This window comes from Brevundimonas sp. NPDC058933 (genome assembly GCF_049315965.1).
GTDB lineage: Bacteria > Pseudomonadota > Alphaproteobacteria > Caulobacterales > Caulobacteraceae > Brevundimonas.
Map to the genome: position 1 here is coordinate 218,845 of NZ_JBMOSL010000003.1, position 19,340 is coordinate 238,184.

Annotated in this window: 19 protein-coding genes; 9 read left to right on the forward strand and 10 right to left on the reverse strand. The window is 65.9% G+C overall.

Features of this window, described 5'->3' with window-relative positions:
• The first annotated feature begins 96 nt into the window (after window positions 1-96).
• Window positions 97-300, forward strand: coding sequence for a cold-shock protein (locus ACOZBP_RS09310; RefSeq protein ID WP_292036681.1), 204 nt, complete (start codon window positions 97-99; stop codon window positions 298-300).
• A 148-nt stretch (window positions 301-448) separates the two neighbouring features.
• Here ACOZBP_RS09310 and gluQRS read toward each other — a convergent pair whose 3' ends face one another.
• Window positions 449-1,297, reverse strand: coding sequence for a tRNA glutamyl-Q(34) synthetase GluQRS (gene gluQRS / locus ACOZBP_RS09315; protein ID WP_422676145.1), 849 nt, complete (start codon window positions 1,295-1,297; stop codon window positions 449-451).
• A gap of 89 nt (window positions 1,298-1,386) precedes the next feature.
• Here gluQRS and ACOZBP_RS09320 point away from each other — a divergent pair, with 89 nt between their 5' ends.
• From ACOZBP_RS09320 to ACOZBP_RS09340, 5 genes are all read left to right on the forward strand, one after another.
• On the forward strand, window positions 1,387-2,043 hold the full coding sequence (locus ACOZBP_RS09320; RefSeq protein WP_422676146.1) for a DNA-3-methyladenine glycosylase family protein: 657 nt from the start codon (window positions 1,387-1,389) through the stop codon (window positions 2,041-2,043).
• Complete coding sequence (locus ACOZBP_RS09325; RefSeq protein ID WP_422676147.1) at window positions 2,040-2,690, forward strand: trimeric intracellular cation channel family protein; 651 nt, start codon at window positions 2,040-2,042, stop codon at window positions 2,688-2,690. The genes ACOZBP_RS09320 and ACOZBP_RS09325 overlap by 4 nt, the downstream gene beginning before the upstream one ends.
• Before the next feature lie 10 nt (window positions 2,691-2,700).
• Complete coding sequence (locus ACOZBP_RS09330) at window positions 2,701-3,099, forward strand: ASCH domain-containing protein (RefSeq protein WP_422676148.1); 399 nt, start codon at window positions 2,701-2,703, stop codon at window positions 3,097-3,099.
• A 136-nt stretch (window positions 3,100-3,235) separates the two neighbouring features.
• Window positions 3,236-3,811, forward strand: a complete 576-nt coding sequence (locus ACOZBP_RS09335; RefSeq protein ID WP_422676213.1) for an HNH endonuclease — start codon at window positions 3,236-3,238, stop codon at window positions 3,809-3,811.
• Window positions 3,812-3,953: 142 nt separating this feature from the next.
• Window positions 3,954-4,934, forward strand: a complete 981-nt coding sequence (locus ACOZBP_RS09340; RefSeq protein WP_422676149.1) for a L,D-transpeptidase — start codon at window positions 3,954-3,956, stop codon at window positions 4,932-4,934.
• Between the two features lie 19 nt (window positions 4,935-4,953).
• Here the strand turns inward: ACOZBP_RS09340 and ACOZBP_RS09345 are convergent, their stop codons facing one another.
• The 3 genes from ACOZBP_RS09345 to rpmB all read right to left on the reverse strand — a co-directional run bounded on the left by ACOZBP_RS09345 (window position 4,954) and on the right by rpmB (window position 7,931).
• Window positions 4,954-5,688 carry a CPBP family intramembrane glutamic endopeptidase gene (locus tag ACOZBP_RS09345; protein ID WP_422676150.1) on the reverse strand — a complete coding sequence of 245 codons (735 nt, stop codon included), beginning with the start codon at window positions 5,686-5,688 and terminating at the stop codon, window positions 4,954-4,956.
• Window positions 5,689-5,818: 130 nt separating this feature from the next.
• Window positions 5,819-7,522, reverse strand: a complete 1,704-nt coding sequence (locus tag ACOZBP_RS09350) for a M1 family metallopeptidase (RefSeq protein WP_422676151.1) — start codon at window positions 7,520-7,522, stop codon at window positions 5,819-5,821.
• A gap of 112 nt (window positions 7,523-7,634) precedes the next feature.
• On the reverse strand, window positions 7,635-7,931 hold the full coding sequence (gene rpmB / locus ACOZBP_RS09355) for a 50S ribosomal protein L28 (protein WP_422676152.1): 297 nt from the start codon (window positions 7,929-7,931) through the stop codon (window positions 7,635-7,637).
• Between the two features lie 203 nt (window positions 7,932-8,134).
• On the opposite strand from rpmB, the gene ACOZBP_RS09360 reads away from it, so the two are divergent.
• Window positions 8,135-8,650, forward strand: coding sequence for a DUF3617 domain-containing protein (locus ACOZBP_RS09360; RefSeq protein ID WP_422676153.1), 516 nt, complete (start codon window positions 8,135-8,137; stop codon window positions 8,648-8,650).
• Between the two features lie 95 nt (window positions 8,651-8,745).
• On the opposite strand, the gene ACOZBP_RS09365 is transcribed toward ACOZBP_RS09360, so the two are convergent.
• Together ACOZBP_RS09365 and fdxA are read right to left on the reverse strand one after the other, a co-directional pair.
• A complete protein-coding gene (locus ACOZBP_RS09365) occupies window positions 8,746-9,312 on the reverse strand; it encodes a CarD family transcriptional regulator (RefSeq protein WP_292036667.1) in 567 nt (188 codons plus the stop codon).
• Between the two features lie 312 nt (window positions 9,313-9,624).
• Window positions 9,625-9,966 (reverse strand): ferredoxin FdxA, encoded by a 342-nt coding sequence (gene fdxA, locus ACOZBP_RS09370; protein WP_105564369.1) that lies wholly within the window; start codon window positions 9,964-9,966, stop codon window positions 9,625-9,627.
• A 171-nt stretch (window positions 9,967-10,137) separates the two neighbouring features.
• Between fdxA and ACOZBP_RS09375 the strand changes: the two genes are divergently transcribed.
• The gene (locus ACOZBP_RS09375; protein WP_422676154.1) at window positions 10,138-10,773 is read left to right on the forward strand and encodes a YceI family protein; all 636 of its coding nucleotides are present in this window, start codon (window positions 10,138-10,140) and stop codon (window positions 10,771-10,773) included.
• A 33-nt stretch (window positions 10,774-10,806) separates the two neighbouring features.
• Here ACOZBP_RS09375 and ACOZBP_RS09380 read toward each other — a convergent pair whose 3' ends face one another.
• Both ACOZBP_RS09380 and ACOZBP_RS09385 read right to left on the reverse strand, forming a co-directional pair.
• A complete protein-coding gene (locus ACOZBP_RS09380; protein WP_422676155.1) occupies window positions 10,807-11,106 on the reverse strand; it encodes an RNA-binding S4 domain-containing protein in 300 nt (99 codons plus the stop codon).
• On the reverse strand, window positions 11,103-13,601 hold the full coding sequence (locus ACOZBP_RS09385; RefSeq protein ID WP_422676156.1) for a helicase-related protein: 2,499 nt from the start codon (window positions 13,599-13,601) through the stop codon (window positions 11,103-11,105). Before ACOZBP_RS09385 ends, ACOZBP_RS09380 begins: the two co-directional genes overlap by 4 nt.
• A gap of 333 nt (window positions 13,602-13,934) precedes the next feature.
• Here ACOZBP_RS09385 and ACOZBP_RS09390 point away from each other — a divergent pair, with 333 nt between their 5' ends.
• On the forward strand, window positions 13,935-16,685 hold the full coding sequence (locus tag ACOZBP_RS09390; RefSeq protein ID WP_422676157.1) for a PAS domain S-box protein: 2,751 nt from the start codon (window positions 13,935-13,937) through the stop codon (window positions 16,683-16,685).
• Between the two features lie 451 nt (window positions 16,686-17,136).
• Here the strand turns inward: ACOZBP_RS09390 and ACOZBP_RS09395 are convergent, their stop codons facing one another.
• Both ACOZBP_RS09395 and ACOZBP_RS09400 read right to left on the reverse strand, forming a co-directional pair.
• Complete coding sequence (locus tag ACOZBP_RS09395) at window positions 17,137-17,547, reverse strand: TnsA endonuclease N-terminal domain-containing protein (RefSeq protein WP_422676158.1); 411 nt, start codon at window positions 17,545-17,547, stop codon at window positions 17,137-17,139.
• 195 nt (window positions 17,548-17,742) lie between these two features.
• On the reverse strand, window positions 17,743-19,311 hold the full coding sequence (locus ACOZBP_RS09400) for an alkaline phosphatase D family protein (RefSeq protein WP_422676159.1): 1,569 nt from the start codon (window positions 19,309-19,311) through the stop codon (window positions 17,743-17,745).
• Between the last annotated feature and the right edge of the window lie 29 nt (window positions 19,312-19,340).

Here is a 19,340-nt window from a genome sequence, read left to right on the forward strand (position 1 = left end):
TCTCGCTCCTTCGCCTGAACGAGCTTGTCCAGATGGGCTGACGGATTCTCCAGCATGGAAATCCGCCTGGCAAAGCGCGTTTACGGAGACGCTAAGATGGCGACCGGCACGGTCAAGTGGTTCAACCCCACCAAGGGCTATGGCTTCATTCAGCCCGACGACGGCGGCTCGGACGTTTTCGTCCACGTCACCGCCGTTCAAAAGGCGGGCCTGCAAGGCCTCGATGAAAACTCCAAGGTCGAATACGAGCTGGAAAACCAGCGCGGCAAGACCTCGGCCGTGGACCTCAAGGTTCTCTAAGGCCCAGGAACCCCAAGGGTTCTGAGATTGAAAGGCGCGGGACCAGCCGGTTCCGCGCCTTTCTTTTTGCCTGGAAGAGGGACCCGATCCCCGGGTCAAGCCCGAGGACGACGGCGGGGGAGGGAAGGGTGGCGACGTCGGGCGCGCCCTAGAATCCCAGTTCCGCGCGCAGGGCTTCGGGCGCCAGGCCGCCGGCGCGAAGCTCGGCCAGGGTCACCGACTGGTCGCGCTTGGCGTAGCGACGGCCATCGGGGCCGGTCAGCAGGCGGTGGTGGCGGTAGGTGGGTGCGGGCCAGCCCATCAGGGTCTGGATCAGGCGCTGGATATGGGCAGCCTCGAACAGGTCCAGACCGCGAATGATGTGGGTCATGCCCTGCAGGGCGTCGTCGTGAGTGACGGCCAGATGGTAGGCGGTTCCGGCGTCCTTGCGGGCCAGAACCACGTCGCCGGCGGTTTCGGGGCGGGCGCGGACCAGTCCGGTTTCGCCGTTGGGGCCGACGCCTTTCTCGATAAACGACAGCGCGTTCCAGGCGTCTTCGCCCAAGACTTCACGGGCGCGGTCCAGCGACAGGCGCCAGGCGTAGGGACGGCCCTCGGCCAGCAGGCGGGCTTCGTCCTCGGGCGGATGCGGGCCGGGGCGCACGGCCTCGGCGGGGCCGTGCGGGGCGTCGCCGATGGCGTCGAGGATGTCCTTGCGGGTGCGAAAGCAGCGATAGACCAGGCCGCGCGCCTTCAGCGCCTCGATGACGGCGGCGTAGCCGGCCAGATGCTCGGACTGGCGCCGCACCGGGGTTTCCCAGTCGAGGCCCAGCCAGGCCAGGTCCTCATAGATGGCCGCCTCATACTCCGGCTTGCAGCGGGTCGGGTCGATGTCCTCGATGCGCAGGACGAAGCGCCCGCCGGCTTCGCGCGCCGCGGTCCAGGCGGTCAGGGCCGAAAAGGCGTGCCCCTTGTGCAGGCGGCCGGTCGGCGAAGGGGCGAAGCGGGTGGCGAACATGCTGAGCAGCCTAGCGGTTTCCGGCCTTGTCCAGAATGGGCGGGCGGCGACCTCTTTCAAAAGCAGGAGGCTGCGGCCTAGCATGGGGCATGGCCATTGCTCCCTCAGCCTCCTCCATCGCCGCCGCCCGCGAGGCCTTGGCCGCCGCCGATCCGGCGCTGGCGCGGGCGCACGCCACGACGCCGGTGTTCGAGTGGCGGCTGCGACCCGGCGGCTATGAGGGTCTGTTCCGCATGATCGTGGAGCAGCAGGTCTCGGTCGCCGCCGCCGCCTCGATCTGGAAACGGACGGTCGAGGGGCTCGGCGGGGCGGTGACGCCGGACGCCGTGCTGGCGTTGGACGTCGAGACGCTGCGGACCTTCGGCCTGTCAGGACAGAAGGCGAAATACGGTCATGAGATCGCGCTGGCTCATACCGAGGGCCGCATCGATTTCAACCATCTTGAGCGGCTGGACGACGCCGAGGCCATCGCGGCGCTGGTCGCCATCAAGGGTGTAGGCAAATGGACGGCCGAGACCTTCCTGATGTTCTGCGAGGGGAGGCTGGACGTGTTTCCGGGCGGAGACGTGGCCTTGCAGGAAGCCATGCGCTGGGCCGACGCAGGCGAGGCGCGGCCGAACGAGAAGCAGGCTTACGCCCGGGCTGAAATCTGGCGGCCGCATCGCGGGGTGGCGGCGCATCTGCTCTGGGGATGGTATGGAGGGGTCAAGCGTGGCGATATCGCGCTGGAGGACCCGCCGACGTGACCCCGCTGATTGACGCTGACCTGACCCGGCCCGAGACCGTCCTGCCGCTGCTGGATTTCGCCGGCGTGGCCGTCTTCGCTGCGACCGGGGCCTTGGCGGCGGCGCGCGAGAAGCATGACCTGGTGACCTTCGCCTTCTTCGGCGCCATCACCGGGGTCGGCGGCGGAACGCTGCGCGATCTGCTGATCGGAGCGCCGGTCTTCTGGGTGCAGGACTGGCGCTATATCGCCGCCTGCGTGCTGGCGGCGACAGCCATATGGATGTTGGGCGCGCGGACCTGGCGGTTCCGGGCCTTGCTGTGGCTGGATGCTTTCGGCCTGGCGGCTTACGGCGTCATGGGGGCGGCCAAGGCGGCCTCCTATGGCGTGTCGCCGTTGATCTGCATCGTCATGGGCACGGTGACCGCCTGCTTTGGCGGTATCGTCCGTGACGTTCTGGCGGGGCAGCCCTCGATCCTGCTGCGGCGAGAGCTGAATATTACGGCCGCCCTCCTGTCCGCGACCCTGTTCGTGGTCCTGAAGGCTCTGACCGTGCCGACATGGCCGGCGGTGGGAGTGGCGGTGGCGGCGGGTTTCGCCCTGCGCGCCGGCGCCCTGACCTGGGGCTGGAGCTTGCCGGGCTTCCCCAGCGCCCCAACCCGAAGTTGAGGACTGACCTATGATCGACGTTCCAGCCGCCTATCGCGATGCGCCGCGCTGGCCCTTCGGCGACAGCCCTGAGTTGGCCGACGAACTGCTGGCCCTGGTGCTGGCGGGGGGCAAGCGCGCCACCTGCTCGTCACTGGCGGCGTGCGAGGCCGACATCATGCCGACGGTGGGCGAGATCAGCGTCATCCTTGACGGCGCCGGGGTTCCGCGCTGCGCCATCCGCACCACCGAGGTCGAGATCATGCCCTTCGAACAGGTCAGCGAGGACTTCGCCCGCGCCGAGGGCGAGGGTGACCTGACCTATGAATGGTGGCGCGATGCGCACGAGGCCTATTACCGCCGCGAAGGGACATGGGCGCCGGGCATGAAGGTGGTCTGCGAACGCTTCGAGCTGGTCGAGATCTTCTGAGGCGGCGTCACGAAAACGCTGCATCTCGGTCATGGCGACGCGGGAGAATCGGGCGTAGGCTCTGCCTGCAAGACTAGGGAAGGAGACGTGTCCTCACTCCTGTCGCCTCACGATCCCCCCGTACGCGCGGGAGGGCCTGATGCAGGTCCTGACCCGTCCCCCCTCCGGCTTTCCCGCCCTGGTGCTGAACGCCGACTTCCGCCCGCTATCCTACTACCCTCTGTCGATCTGGCCTTGGGAAGAAGTGGTCAAGGCCGTCTGGCAGGAACGCGTCGACGTGGTCGCCACCTATGACAAGGTGGTGCGCAGCCCGTCGATGGAGATGCAGCTGCCCAGCGTCATCTCGCTGAAAAACTACGTCGATCAGGACCGCAAGCCTGCCTTCACCCGTTTCAACGTCTTCCTGCGCGACGGTTTCGCCTGCCAGTACTGCGGCGATAGCGGCCTGGCCCAGGACCTGACCTTCGACCACGTCATCCCGCGTTCGCGCGGCGGGCGCACCACCTGGCAGAACATCGTCGCCGCCTGCGGCCCCTGCAACCTGCGCAAGGGCGGACGCACGCCGCAGCAGGCGGGCATGCCCCTGCTGAAGCGCACAGCCCATCAGCCGAACTCGTGGGAGTTGCAGGAAGCCGGTCGCCGCTTCCCGCCCCATTACCTGCACCAGAGCTGGCTCGACTATCTCTACTGGGACATCGAGCTGGAGCCCTAGGTTTACCGGCGTCGCCCTTCGTTACCCAGGCGCCTGAACTTCAGGCGTCTGCGTCGTCTCAATCGCCTGGAGACGCCCGGACTTCTGGTGGCTATGAAGCGGCGCTGCAGCGGGGTGCTGCGCAAGCATCGGGGGCTCAGACATGCGGTTGTGGATCATCGGTCTTGCATTGAGCCTGTCCTTCCCGGCCGTAGCCGCAGGTCAGGGTGCGACGACGACCTCGCCGGTCGAACTGGCCCAGCGTGCCGAGACCTTGCGCCCGGGCCAGTGGGTCTGGGCTCCGGCGATCGCGCCGTCCGGGCCTGTGCTCGTCTATGTCGATCTGAGCCGGCAGGTGGCCACCATCTATCGCAACGGGGTGAGGATCGGGGTCACGACCATTTCGTCCGGCAAAGAAGGCCACGAAACGCCGACGGGCGTTTTCACCATCCTGCAGAAGGATCGGAACCACCATTCCAGCACCTATGACAATGCGCCCATGCCCTATCAGGAAAGGCTGACGTGGGACGGTGTCGCTCTGCATGCGGGTGGGCTGCCTGGATATCCTGAAAGCCACGGCTGTGTTCACCTGCCGATGGAGTTTGCGCGGCTGTTATTCGCGACGACCCATATGGGCGGAACTGTTGTCATGGCCGGTGAGGCGGGCAAGCCGGTCCTTGCGCATGGCGGGGAGGTGTTCGCGGGCGCCGCCGACCAGACGGCGTTGCGGCAAGGCGAAGATTTTCGCTGGACGCCCGAGGCCTCTCCGACGGGCCCGATCAGCATCATCATATCGCGTCCGTCGCAGAGGATCCTGGTGCTCAGGAACGGCGTGGAGATCGGCCGGGCGCGAGCGGTCATCGACAGCGCCGGGGATTTCGCCACCCATGTCCTGACCTTGGCCGCAGATGCCCATGGCCCCCGACGCTGGGTGTTTGTCGACGTTCCTGGCCATGCCGATGAACAGGGCCTTCCTCTGGACGCCAGCGTCGCCTCGCGCATAGCTATGCCGGAGGTTTTCCGACGTCAGGTTGAAGCCGCTCTGGAACCTGGCGCATCCATACTGGTGACGTCGGCCCCGCTGGATTCGGGCGGTTCGGGACATCGGATGACCTTGATCGACGCTATCGGAGCGCATCAGTAGGGTCGATGCCGGGCAGGCTTCAGCCGCCGCTCGCTTTCAACGCGGCCAGCAGGGCCAGCCCTCCAAACAGCAGCCAGTCGTTGGTCACATGGGCGATCGTGGATGACCAGACGCTCTTGGTGAGGACGAAGGGCGCGGTCAGCACCAGGCGCGCAACGCCTATGATCCCCAGCGCCTGAAGCAGGTTCCAGTCGTAGGTCGGCAAATGCAGGGCGCCGAACAGCAGGGCCGAGAGGAGCCAGGCCACTGCGATCGCCGTCTTCCGGCCGGTCTTCAGCGTCTGGATGCAAAGGGTGACGATCGCCAGAAAGGGCAGGATCGTCACCAGTTCCTCGCCCAGAAGTTGCGGCAGGGTGCGCGCCAGGAAGAGAGCGAGGTCCAGTCCCTGCATCTCGTTGATCTGGACCATGATGGGATTGGCGGCCGTGACGCTGATCCGCATGACCAGAAGAGCGGTCAGGGCTGTGGCCAGGAGGTTGAGCGGGACGAAGGCCAGGCCGATCCAGACGTCGCGAGCTCTCAGGTGAGGAAACAGGGCGCGCCACGCGGATCCTGCGACGAGGCGAAGGCCCAGAAGCGGCAGGCCCGCGAACAGAAACGCTCCCACCCAGGAACCAAGCGGATCGGAAAGCAGCCGCGGCGCTCCCAGCAGCGCCAGAAAGCCGAGGCCGCAAGACAGCAGGACGACCAGCCATTTCGGGCCCGACAGAGCGACCGGGCGGCCTTGATAGAAGGGAAAGTCACGTTGCGTCATGCCTGTCCTCGCCGCGCTGGCTTGAATGATGGATTACGCTACACTGAATGGACGCGAAGTCGCTGTCACGGCTCAGCCTACGGAACGTCCTGGAACGAGCAGACTGAAACCGAGCGGGAGCCCTGAGAGGTCAGTCCGTGTCGGGCTGCGAGGCCTTCCAGACTTCGAGATACTCCAGCCGACGAAGCACCCTGGATCCGGGGTCCAGCAGGATGTGGGCGGACGCTGATGCGTTGAAGCTCGCACGACCGTCGGTCATGGGCAGCACCCGTGTCTGGCCGTCCACCTCAACTTCGACGGGCAGGGGGAAGGGGCGGTCGTTCCCGGTCTTCCATTCCAAGGTGACGCGGTCGCCATCGCGGGTCATCACCAGATCGGGCAGGGCGGCCTGATAAAGGTAGGCGTCGAAGAACCAGCCGAGATCGCCGCCGGTCACGTCGTTTACGATGCCGATGAACTCCGGCGTTGTGGCGTAGCGTGGCTGGAAATTGCCGGGCCTGGGGTCAGGGCGGCCGTAGACCACGCGGCGAAGGCTTTCATAGAAGGCCTCGTCTCCGATGTAGAGGCGTAGGGTGTGGGCGATTAGCGCGCCCTTGTAATAGAGGTCCAGCCCCGGTCCGGTCTCGCCGTCATAGACCGTGCCCGCGTCCTGCGGCTGGCCAGACACCATGGGGAAGCGGTTGGCGAGCGTCAGCCGCATGGTCTGCAGCTCGGACTGCATGGCCCGCTCGCCATTCAGCCAGCGGGCGTAGAGGGGCTGCATATAGGTGCCGAAGCCTTCGTGCAGCCACATGTCGTCCCAGTCGGCGTTGGTCAGCTGATTGCCGAACCATTCGTGCGCCAGCTCGTGCTGCAACAGCCAGTCGTAGCCCTTGCCGTCCAGCTTGTAGCCGTTGCCGTAGGCGTTGATGGTCTGGTGCTCCATGCCCAGGTGCGGGGTCTCGACCACGCCCATCTTCTCGTCGCCGAAGGGGAAGGGGCCGATAGTGGCTTCGTAGAAGTCGAGCTGTTTGGGGAACTCGGCGAACAGGGCCGCGGCCTTGGCCGGGTCGGTCGAGGCCAGGCGCCAGAAGCGCAAGGGCACGGTGTTGCCGAATCGGCTGGAATAGTCGGCGGCCATCTCCACGAAGGGGCCGACGTTCAGGCTGATGGCGTAGGTGTCGGGCTGGCGCGCGGTCCAGTTCCAGGTGGTCGTGCCGTCGCCATTGTCGGTCTTGCCGAGGAAGCGGCCGTTGGCGGGGGCGGAAAGCTCGGACGGGATGGTGATGTGCAGGTCGACGCGGTCCGGCTCGCCCTGGGGGTGGTCGATGCAGGGCCAGAACAGGTCGCAGCCCTCGCCTTGAACCGCGCTGGCGATCCATGGCTGGCCGTCCGACGTCGTGGTCCAGACGAAGCCGCCGTCCCAGGGGGCGCGTTTGGCCTGATGCGGCCGGCCAGAATAGGCGATGCGGACGGAAGCCGTCTGGCTCGCCGTCAGGGGCCGAGGCAGGGGTATGGTCAGGCGGCCCTGGGGGTTGGACCAGCCGGTGACCGTCTGGCCGTCCACGGTCACTGAGGCGATGGTGAACAACCTATCCAGTTCGACCACGACGGCGGCCGTGGGGGCCGTGGCGGTGAAGTCGAGGACGGCCACGCCCTCAATCGCTTGCATCTCGGGCAGCAGCTTGAATGACAGGTCGGCCTTGTCGAAGCGCAGGGCCAATTGTTCCGGCGTGCGGGGCGTGCCGCTGGACAGGGTGAAGGGCGTCGAATCGCGAGCGGGGGCGGCCTCTTGCGCCTGGGCGGGCGCCGACAGCATGGCGGCGAACAGGCAGAGGGCGGCGGTCAGGCGCAAGGCTTGGGCTCCGGCAGGTGTCCCAGCGACCGTAGCCGGGGCAGGGACGCAGGCAAAGAAAAAGGCCGGTGTTTCCACCGGCCTTTTCAGAACTTCTGTCAGACAGCGCTGATTAGGCGGCGGTCTGCTCAGCCAGCTTGGCCTTGACCTGGCGCTTGATGCGCAGGGCCGCGGTCGACAGCTTTTCGTCGCGAGCCTTGACGATGAACACGTCCAGGCCGCCCTTGTAGTCGAGCGTGCGCAGGGCAGCGTTCGAGATACGCAGGGAGAAGGTTTGGCCCAGCGAGTCGGAAGCCAGCTTGACCGTCTTCAGCGACGGCAAGAACCGGCGCTTGGTCTTGACGTTCGAGTGGCTCACATTGTGGCCGACCATCGGGCCGATACCCGTGAGTTCGCAGCGACGCGACATCTTAAGATCCTCAAGGTCACATCCGCGAGCGTTGCGGACGCATGAAACAGGTGCACGCAGCGGGCGGACCCCTGCGAGAGAGGGGGCCGTATAGATGAATGACTCGGAGGCCGTCAAGGCTGGAGTCGAGTCAGGCTGGGGATCGGCGGCGGGGATCGGCTTCGTTCAGCCTGCGTTCAACGACCTGCTATACAGAGGATCGTATGAAGACCCATCGGAATCCGTCGCCCATGAAGCCCTCGCCCGTTTCCCTTGCTCGCGCCCTGAGCCGCACTGTCGCCGCGGCCGCCCCCCTCGTGGCGGGCGCCGTCATGCTGGCCGCGCCTTCCAGCGCGCTTCAGGCCCAGGCCGTCGCTCCGACCCAACCCGTCTTGCCGGGCTACTGGGAATATACGACCAGCGCCGTGGGCAGCCGCGACACCGAGCAGAAGTGCGTCCGCCCCAGCGAGATCAACCGCTTCTTCGGCGGCCTGTCGACCAACCGCTGGAAATGCACCTATCCCACGCGTCAGGTCGCCGACGGCCGCGCGCGGTTCGAGGGCAGTTGCCAGGACAAGAAGGGGCGTCGCGTCAACGTCCGCCTGAACGGGACCTACCAGAGCGAAAGCTTCAGCTTCAATGGCGGCGCCCAACTGGTGCGCGGCACGCCCTACATTCCCGCCAGCATCACCGCCCGACGCCTCAGCGCCCAATGCCCGGCCAACGCCGAGTATTTCTGACGGGATGCGGATAGGCGCTTGGCTGGGGCTTGAGCCCATAGAAAAAGGCCCGGCGTTTCCGCCGGGCCTTTTTCGTATCAGCAGGCTGCCGGGAATCAGGCCGCTTCGGCCTCGGCTTCAGCAGCGGCCGCTTCCAGTTCGGCGGCGGTCGGGACCGGCTTCTTGGCGCTCAGCGACTTGCCGAGCAGGGCCACGGCGGCGTCCTTGTCGATCTTGTTGGCGGCGGCGACTTCACGGGCCATGCGGTCCAAGGCCGATTCGTAGAGCTGGCGCTCCGAATAGGACTGTTCCGGCTGGGTGTCGGCGCGGTGCAGGTCGCGGACCACTTCGGCGATCGAGATCAGGTCGCCCGAGTTGATTTTGGCTTCATATTCCTGGGCGCGGCGCGACCACATGGTGCGTTTGACGCGGGCGCGGCCCTTGAGGGTCGTCAGGGCCTTGGTGACGGTGTCGTCGGCGGCCAGGGTGCGCAGGCCAGCGGTCTTGGCCTTCTTGGTCGGGACGCGCAGGGTCATCTTTTCGTGGTCGAAGGTCACGACGTAGACTTCCAGCGACATGCCGGCGACTTCCTGAGTCTCGATCGCGGCGACCTTGCCGACGCCATGGGCGGGATAGACCACCGCATCGCCAACCTTGAATTCCAGACCGGTCTTGCTCGTCATGTCATTCCTTTCCCGGAACAGGGCTGGCGAGGCGCTGAAACAGCCGATGAGCTAAAACAGCCCCGCCGCCGGAAACGAGTCCCGTCGGTTGGGCCGTCAAATCAAACATCAGACGCGAAAGCGGATCACCGAACCTCTGGCCGACCCCGTCTGTTCGGCGGGGGACTGTCGCAAACACAGGCGGTGCGCGCCGGAGGCGTGAAACCGTCTGTCTCGAATAGGGAGGAACCTATCATAAAATTAGGAAATCTCAAAACATCCGCAGGACGACTGAGCGGTTCCGGCACTTTGTGACCGGATTGTGTCTGGACCTTAGGAGCCCTTGCCCGGTTTGGTGCTGAAGTATTTCTCGAACTTGCCCGTCTCGCGCTCATACTGTTCGCGGTCGGCGGGGGGCGTGCCCTTGACCGTGATGTTGGGCCAGGTCTTGGCGTATTCAGCGTTGACCTGCAGCCACTTGCCGTCGGGCTCGTCCTCGGTATCGGGGACGATGGCGTCGACGGGGCATTCCGGCTCGCAGACGCCGCAGTCGATGCATTCGTCAGGGGCGATGACCAGGAAGTTCTCGCCCTCGTAGAAGCAGTCCACCGGGCAGACCTCGACACAGTCCATGAACTTACATTTCACGCAGGCGTCGGTGACGATGTAGGTCATGGCGGTCGGGAGGGCTCTTTGGCGGCGATCAAGGTCGAGGGCGGGCAAATGGCCCCGTCGGAACCAACTGTCAACCGAGGGCGCTGTCGCAAGGGCGCGGGAAGCTTGACGGGCCTAGCCTGGTCTGCATCCCCTGCGATGACAGATTATCGCTCAGAAGGAGGTTCGCCCATGCGTCTTACCGCTCGTTCCACAGTCGTTCGCATCGGCGCGGGGGCGATGGCCCTCAGCCTTCTCGCTGGCGGGGCCGTTGTCGCCCAGGCGGCCCTGACCCGCGTGCCGTCCGAGGTCCAGGCCGGCGATTACAAGCTGGATCCTGCGCATGGCAAGATTACCTGGTCGGTCGATCACCTCGGCTTCTCGACCTATGTCGGTCAGTTCGTGAATGTTCAGGCCGAGCTGAAGCTGGACCCGGCCAATCCCTCGGCCAGCAGCCTGACGGCGACCATTCCGCTGACCGAGGTGGCGTCGAACTCCGACGGGCTGAACCGCCACCTGCAGACAGCCGACTTCTTCGACACCGCCAACCACCCGGTCGCCACCTTCCGTTCGACCCGCATCGTGGTCGATCCGTCTGACCCTGATGAAGCGACGGTCTATGGCGAGTTGACTCTGCGCGGCGTGACCAAGCCGGTGACGATGGAGGTTGACTTCAATCAGGCCGGCCAGACGCGCGGCGGTTACAAGGCCGGCTTTGACGGCGAGGCCAAGATCAAGCGCTCGGACTTCGGCATCACCTTCGGCCTGCCGGCCCTTGGCGACGAGGTGGAGCTTCACATCGAAGGCGAGTTCGTGAAGCCGGGCTGAGTTTCTCCTCCCCATGAAATGGGGAGGAGATTTCTATTCCGGCGCGTCGAGCGCTGCGTAAAGGGCGCGGGCTTGCTCGGGAGGGCCGCGCCTTTCGCCTAATTGGAGCACGCGCACCGCGATCAGACGTCCGCCTTGCGCGAACAGGAGGTCGTCGCCGGGGTGGACGTTGCGGCTGGGCTTGTCGAGGCGGGTCTGGACGCCGTGATGGGTCAGGCGGATGGCGCCCCGCTCGACCATGGCGGCTGCCACGCCGCGCGTTTTGGCCAAGCGGGCGCGCCATAGCCAGAGGTCGATGCGACAGCTTTGCGTCGCCTCGCGGACGGAGGTCACGCGGAGCCGGCCTTGCGCCTCGGGCGGCGCTTGCGGCGCGGGGGCGCGGGCGGCGAGGTCAGTTGCGCCAGGGCAGCGAAGGGCGAATCCCTGGACGGGGCGGTCGGCTGTCCGGGGCGCGCCGCCTTGTCGGCGCGAGGCAGGCGCAGGGCCGCCTGCACCTGCCTGGCCTGTTCAGCGGTCCAGCCCAGTTCGCTCAGGGCCTCCTCTGACAGCGGCGCCTTGCCCGCCGCGCGCGACAGTTCGGCGAAGCGTTCCAACGCCTCGACGGGCGCGCTCCATGATCCAACCGCCCGGCGCCCGAAGGCGGCGAGCGCGCGAGGCGACGGGGCGGGCGAGGGCAAGGGGATCAGGGCCTCTCCGCCCGGGCGGAAGGCCTCGGTCACGAAGGCTTGCGCCAGCAACCGGGCGCGGGACTTCAACGCGCCAGGCAGCCAGACGGAATGGGCGCCGACCCGGATCGCAAAGGTCTTGACCGTGCGCCGCTCGTGCTGGCTCAACGCCGCCAGATCGCGTTCGACGTCGGCGCGAGGAATGACGCCGCCCGCCTCGATCAGGCGGAAGGCCAGGCCGCGCGGCAGGCCGGTCAGGGCGCCGCTGTCGACCGCCTGACGGAGGCGGCGCAGCTCACGCAAGGCTCGCCCGGCCTCGGACGCCAGCCAGGCCTCGATGCGGCGCTGCGCCCGTTCGCGCGCCGGCACCGGGCCAAGATCGCCGAGCAGCCGCACGCGTGGCGCGAAGGGGTCGTCGTTTGTGATCCGGGCCGTCAATGCGCCCTTCCACAGGACGTCGCCGCCGCCCGAACGCGGATTGGGAATGACGCTGAAGGCGTCGTTCGCCTCGGCCGCCAGCTTGCCGAGGCGGCGCGCGATCTCCGGCCCCACGGCCCGGGTCGCGGCCTGTCGCAGCGCCCGGTCGGCCAAGGCCGAGCCGCCCGCGTCGGGGGTGAAATGAACCCCCTCCAGATGACCGACCACCTCGCCCTCGACCGTCACCTCGCCGTCGTCGGCCACGCCCGCTACGGTGTCGGAGCGCACGTTCAGCGCCCGCATCAGGGCCGTGGTGCGCCGATCGACAAAGCGCGCCGTCAGGCGTTCGTGCAGGACGTCGGACAGCCGCTCCTCCAGCGCCTTGGTCTTGTCGCGCCAGCCCTGGGCCTGATCCATCCAGTCGGGGCGGTTGGCGATGTAGGCCAGGGTCCGCACCCCGGCCAACCGGGCCGACAGCTGGTCGATCTGGCCGTCGTCGCGGTCCAGGTCATTGAAGCGCGGCGCCACCCAGTCCTCGGTCAGGCGGCCGCGTCGGCTGGTCAGGGCGGTGAAGATCTCCTTCGACAGGCGGGCGTGTTCGTCCAGGGTGGTCTTCTGGAAGTCCGGCAGCTGACAGGTCTCCCACAGCCGCATCAGGGCGCCGCGCGAGCGGGCGATCTTCTTGACGTCCTCGTCCGCCGCAAAGCGCCGCAGCAGGGTCTCGTCCAAGGCCTGGGCCGTCAGTCGCAGGCCGAAGCGTTGAGGCGTCACCGTCAGCGAGCGCAGCAGGTCGGGCAGGGTGTCGAAGTCCAGCCGTCCATGACGCCACTCGGCGGCCTCGACCGGATCGAAACGGTGGGTCACGACCTGTTCGAGGATGTCCTCGTCCAGTTCCTCGGCCTCGCCCGTCACGCCGAAGGTGCCGTCGCGCAGGTGGCGACCGGCGCGCCCGGCGATCTGGCCGATCTCGGCGGCGTGCAGCCAGCGGGTGCGCGTGCCGTCGAACTTGCGAAGCCCGGCGAAGGCGACATGGTCCACGTCCATGTTCAGCCCCATGCCGATGGCGTCGGTGGCGACCAGGAAGTCCACCTCGCCCGACTGGAACAGCTCGACCTGGGCGTTGCGGGTGCGGGGGCTCAAGGACCCCATGACCACGGCGGCCCCGCCCCTCTGGCGGCGCAGCAGCTCGGCGATGGCGTAGACCCGCTCGGTCGAGAAGGCGACGACGGCGCTGCGGCGGGGCAGGCGGGTCAGCTTCTTCGACCCGGCGTAGCTGAGAGTGGACAGGCGCTCGCGGGTGATGATCTCGGCGTCGGGGACCAGGGCGCGGATCAGCGGGGCCATGGTCCCGGCCCCCAGGAACATGGTCTCGAACCGGCCGCGCGCGTGCAGCAGGCGCTGGGTGAAGACGTGGCCGCGCTCGGGGTCGGCGACCAGCTGGATCTCGTCGACCGCCAGAAACTCGACCTGACGCTCCAGCGGCATGGCCTCGACGGTGCAGACGAAATAGGCGGGACGCGGCGGGACGATCTTCTCCTCGCCGGTGATCAGGGCGACGGCTGAGGCACCGCGCTGCTTGACGACCCGCTCATAGATCTCGCGCGCCAGGAGACGCAGCGGCAGGCCTATCATGCCCGAGGCGTGACCCAGCATCCGCTCGACCGCCAGATGGGTCTTGCCGGTATTGGTGGGACCCAGGATCGCCGTAACGCGCGATGGGGCCAGACCTGCGGAACGATCACTCATGTCGCGTTCAAGGTGGCGCGTTTTTGAAGAGGGTCAAGCCTAACGCAGGCGCTGCCTTGACATGGACGCGAGTTCCATTGGCTGACCTTCTCCACGACCCTGTCGCTGACGACGATGCGTTGCGAATAGCCGCCCAGGGTGTGGCCGGGGGCGTCCGACTTGGAAGCCGTACCGGCCATTGACGCACTATGCGTCAGCTTCGGATCGATCAACTTGCGTATGATGTCCCATAGACAGGGCGTGTAAAAGCCGTGTCTGGCGGCGCGTCAGTCTATACAACCGTAGGCGCAACGCCTCCCCCTGAGGGCATTCCTGGCTTGCTGCGAGAGTCAAATGGCGTCGATTGAATCATCAGAGACCTTCTCGGCGAACGGCATCGACACAGAATTCAGACATCTGGCGGACGATGCGCCGGTCATGCTTTGGGTCACGGATGCAGGCGGCCGCTGTATCTATCTGAACCAGCGCTGGTACGAGCATACGGGACAGACGCCCGAAAACGCCGAGGGCTATGGTTGGCTGGACGCCAGTCATCCTGAGGACAGGGAGCGTGCCGAGGCGATCTTTCTCGACGCAAACCGTCGGCAGGCGGCGTTCCAGCTCGAATACAGGCTACGCAGCCGGGATGGGTCCTATCGCTGGGCGATCGATGCGGCTCGCCCCCGGTTCGGGGCGTTGGGGGAATTCTTGGGCTTCGTCGGTTCCGTCGTCGACATCCAGGAGCGGCATCAGGCTGAAGAGCGCCTCGCGTTCAGCGAAGAACGGCTGAGGTTGGCGACCGATGCGGCGGAGATCGGGCTCTGGGACGTGGACCCGCGACGGGACACGCTCTTCTGGCCGCCAAGCATCAAGCAGATGTTCGGCATCTCTGCAGAGGCGACGGTCAGCATGGCTGATTACTACGCCGGCCTGCATCCGGACGACCGCGAACCCACCCTCTCCGCCTACGCCGCGGCTTGCGACCCCGAGCGTCGGGCCATGTACGACGTCGAGTACCGGACGATCGGCAAGGAGGACGGCGTGGTCCGCTGGGTGGCGGCGCGTGGGCGTGGCGTCTTCGATGCGTCCGGGGCGTGCGTGCGCGTTATTGGCACGGCGCTGGACATCACAGAACGCAAGCTTACGGAAGCCGCGCTGGTCGAGAGCGAGGCCCGCTATGTGGCCCTGTTCGAAGCGATCGAGGCGGGCTTCTGCGTCGTCGAAGTCGACCTGGATGCGGCGGGCGGGCGCGTCGACTACCGGGTCGTGGAGGCCAATCCGGCCTTCTACGCCGAGACGGGCTTTCCGCGAGACATCTTCGGGCAATGGCTACGCGACGCCGCCCCTAGCCTCGAGGAACACTGGTTCGACACCTATGGCCGGGTGGCGCGCACGGGGGAGGCTGAGAGTTTCGAACAGGGATCGGATCTGCTCGGGCGCTGGTTCGACGTTCATGCCTATCGGTTCAGCGGCGGAGAACGGCCTCGGGTGGCTATCCTGTTCAACGACATCTCGGCCCGCCGGAAAGCCGAGGCGCGGCAGCGGGCTATGCTCCAGAAGATGCCGGGATTCGTCGCCCTTCTCAGCGGTCCGGACCATGTGTTCGACTATGTGAACGACGCCTATTCCCAGCTTGTACAAGGTCGAAAGGTAATCGGCCGATCAGCGCGGGAGGTGTTCCCGGACCTTGTCGATCAGGGCTTCAACGCCCTGTTGGACGAGGTCTATCGTTCAGGCCAGCCCTTCATTGCGCGAACCTTCCCGATCCAGTTCGGCGACGAAGCCGAGCGCTTTATCGATCTGATCTACGAACCCATCCGCGATGGAGGGGAGGTCACAGGAATCTTCGTCGGCGGCTACGAGATCACCGAGCGGGTCCGGGCCGAGGCGGCGTTGCAAGCTCTCGCAGGCGAACTGGAACAGACCGTCGCCGACCGCACGTCTGAACTGACATCCGCTCTCACGGCGTTGCGCCTCGAGATTGTGGAGCGCGAGCGGGCGGAGGCGGCCCTGCGGCAGAGCCAGAAGCTCGAAAGCATGGGACAGTTGACCGGCGGGGTGGCTCACGACTTCAACAATCTTCTGACGCCCATCATCGGCTCTCTCGACCTGCTTCAGCGCAAGGCCGTGGGAGGCCCGCGAGAGCAGAGGCTGATCGGCGGCGCCATCCAGTCGGCGGAAAGGGCGAGGGTGCTCGTGCAGCGGCTTCTGGCCTTTGCGCGAAGACAGCCGCTTCAGCCGGTTCCGATCGACCTGGGCGGTCTGATAGCCGAGATGGCGGATCTGATCGGCAGCACCGTCGGCCCGCAGATCAAGGTCATTGTGGACGTCGAGGCCGACTTGCCGCCGGCGCGAGGCGATGAGAACCAGATAGAGATGGCTCTGCTGAACCTTGCGGTGAACGCCCGCGACGCCATGCGTGAGGGCGGCGATCTGCGGATTTCGGCCAACCTCGTCCAGATCGCCGCCGATCATCCGTCGAAGCTTTCGCCCGGGTCCTATCTTCGGTTGTCCGTCGCAGACACGGGGATCGGGATGGACGAAACCACCCTGGCCCGGGCGGTCGAGCCCTTCTTTTCGACCAAGGGCATCGGTCAGGGCACCGGCCTGGGCCTGTCGATGGCTCACGGCCTGGCGTCGCAACTCGGAGGGGCATTGACCATCTCCAGCAAGCCAGGCCTCGGCACGAACATCGACCTATGGCTGCCGCCGACCGATCCGCGGGAACAGGGCGACGGACCTGCGTCTCTGCTCAATGCTGCGCCCCGCGCGCACGGCCTGGTGCTTCTGGTGGACGACGAGGACACGGTGCGCATGACGACAGCGGACATGTTGTCGGATCTCGGTTTCGCCGTCGTAGAGGCGGGGTCTGCCGAGGACGCCTTGCAAAAAATCGATCAGGGGTTGCGACCCACCTGGCTGGTGACGGACCACCTGATGCCCGGGATGAGCGGCGCCGAGCTCGCACTGCGTCTCAAGGACGTCTTGGGTGATGTGAGAGTTCTGATCATCTCCGGCTACGCGGATGTCGACGGCGTTCCAGCCTATCTCCCCAGACTGACGAAACCCTTCAAGACGTCCGAGCTTTCAGCGGCGCTTGTTTGAAACCACGGTCTAGCCAGGACGAAACGCGGACCGCGCTGCACGCCGCCGCGAATGCAGGTGTGAGGCCGCAGCCGGGATCGGGGAGGGGGACGGAATGCTGCCCCGGCCGGTATGATTTGGAAAACTGTCGTTGGGCTACGCCGAAGCAGCAAGGTCGGAAAACCCGCTGCTGACGTTATCTGGAGGTACGTGGCGTGGCCAGCAGCGATCGCGAACGACGCGCCCTTAGCCCGCCAAGTCCGACCTGGATCAGTCTTGAGGGGTTTCGTACGCACTCTTGAGTGGGCGCGACATGTCGGGACCACTTAAGAGCTGCTCACTCAAAAGCGGTAGCCATTGGCTTTGAGAAAACCGACCACTTAACGAGACCGGCTAAGAGCGGCTCAATTTGACGTCAAGCCACCTAAGAGCGGCTCAGCCAATGAGAGTGTTAGCTCGACAAGAAGTCTCCTCAGCGATCTAACGCGTCTGCGAGTTCCGCCAATGTCAGCGACACGCCGCCTTGCAAACGACGAGCGACCTCGAAAACGTCCGCTTTGCCGTACTCGGTCAGCCGCCAGGACTGAACGTCACTGATATTCCGATAAATGTGGGGAGGGCCGAATAGGGTGGACTTGAAAATAACACGTAAACGCCAACCGATCCGGTCACAGACCGTTCGGACAGCATCGAGTTTCAAAGAATAATCCGGATCTTTAAGCGCCCTACGATCGTTCTTTATTTCTACGAGCTCGATCACTCCGCTGGCAAGCAACCTGACGCAATCGACGATATAAGTTCGCTTTCGGCCATCCAGAACAAACTCCAGCCGAAACATCTGAGCGCGATAATCAACGACCTCGGTGTCGACTTCACAATGCATGAAGAACGCTCGCTCATTCATACTCTCATAGGGCTGCCCTCTGCCGGCTTTACGGCTGGCGTAGACTCCCGTCGTGATATGTCTTCTCCCCGTGATGATCGTTCTAATGGCCCCGCCATTAGGTGTGACTACCAGGGTGGCTATCGCCGTCTTTTTGGACCACGGCTCTTTCTATGAGCACAGGAGCGCACACCTTCACACCTTCCGAGGTCGCGGATCGCGCGGATCGACCGAGTAGCGCGCCAAGGTGCTGACCAGGCCACCTGGCTTGTCGACCTGATCCAGCACCTTGATGTCCGCCGTCCAGTCGTTCGGCGAGACGGTGTAGAGGTGGTAGCCGCGCTGATTGTTGAGCAACTGAACGTTCGGGTTGTTGTCCAGCACGTTCAGTTCGTTCGGATGGCGCAGCCCGCCGCTGCCCCCCGATGAAATCGATGTCGCCAGGAACTCGCTGGCGATGGGCGCGGATGTCGGATCCTGAGGGTTCTGCGGCACATACCCCACGACGTTCTGGTGCATGTCTCCGCTGCCGATCACGACATTGGTCAATGCCTTGCGTCTGATGCTGTCGATGAGGCCGAGCCGCGCCTGCGGATAGCCGTTCCAGTTGTCGGTGCTGCGCCGCACCGCGGTCTCTCCGTCCTTTCGGACGTCGTAAGGCATCACCATCACCTGCTGGGCGATGAAGTTCCAGCCGAAGCCGGGCACGAGACCGGCATCCAGCCAGGCCTCCTGTTCAGCGCCCAACATCGTGCGTGAGGCGGCATAGGCCGGCTTGCAGGCGGCGCGTTCGGTCGGCGTCATGTCTCCGCCTTCGCATTCCTGAAGGCTGCGATAGGAGCGTGTGTCGAGAACGTGCATCCGCATCAGGCGACCGAAATCGAAACGACGGAAGGCCTGGGCGCCGGCGACGCCGGGCCGGACGCGGGGGCGAACGGGGACGTGTTCGAACCAGGCCTGCAGGGCGGCGGCCTTGCGTGCCGCGAACACCGCCGGAGGGTCGCCGTCCTTGCCGTGCTCGCCCGCCCAGTTGTCGTCGATCTCGTGGTCGTCGAACGTCATGACGAAGGCCGCAGCCGCATGGGCGGCCTGCAGATCTGGATCCAGCTTGTATTGCGCATAGCGCAGGCGATAGTCCGAAAGCGTGGTGGTCTCGCCGCCCCAATGACGCCGCACGACGTCGTGCTCTCGGGGGCCGAACTCGTAGATGTAGTCGCCATAGTGGAAGACGACGTCGAGGTCGGGTTCCGCCGCGAGGTGACGATAGGCGGTATAGAAGCCGCGCTCGAAATCCTGACAGCCCACCGATGCAAATCGCATCTGACCCACGGTCGCGCCGGGAAGCGGAAGCGTACGCGCGCATCCTACGGGGCTCGGCAGGTTTCCGGGCGCGAAGAACCGATACCAGTAGGGCCGGTGAGAGGGCAGGCCGGCGACCTCGACATGGACCGAGTGGGCGAGCGCCGCGCGCGCGATCCCGCGTCCGTGCTGGATGATCCGACGGAAGGTCGGGTCCGCCGATACCTCCCAACCCACCATGACATCTACAGGCGGCATCCCGCCGTCCTGAACCAGGGGGTTGGGCGCAAGGCGTGTCCAGATGACGAAGCCGTCGGGCGCGGGATCGCCGGCCGCCACGCCCAAGGTGAAGGGGTCGGCCGAAAACGGCACGTCCCGGCCCTTTGCAGCAGCCCCCGCGGCGGAAAGGCTGAGGCCAAGGCCGGACAGCAGAACGCCGCGGCGGTCGATAGGATGATGAATCATGGTCAGCTGGGGCCAGGTGATGTCGAGAT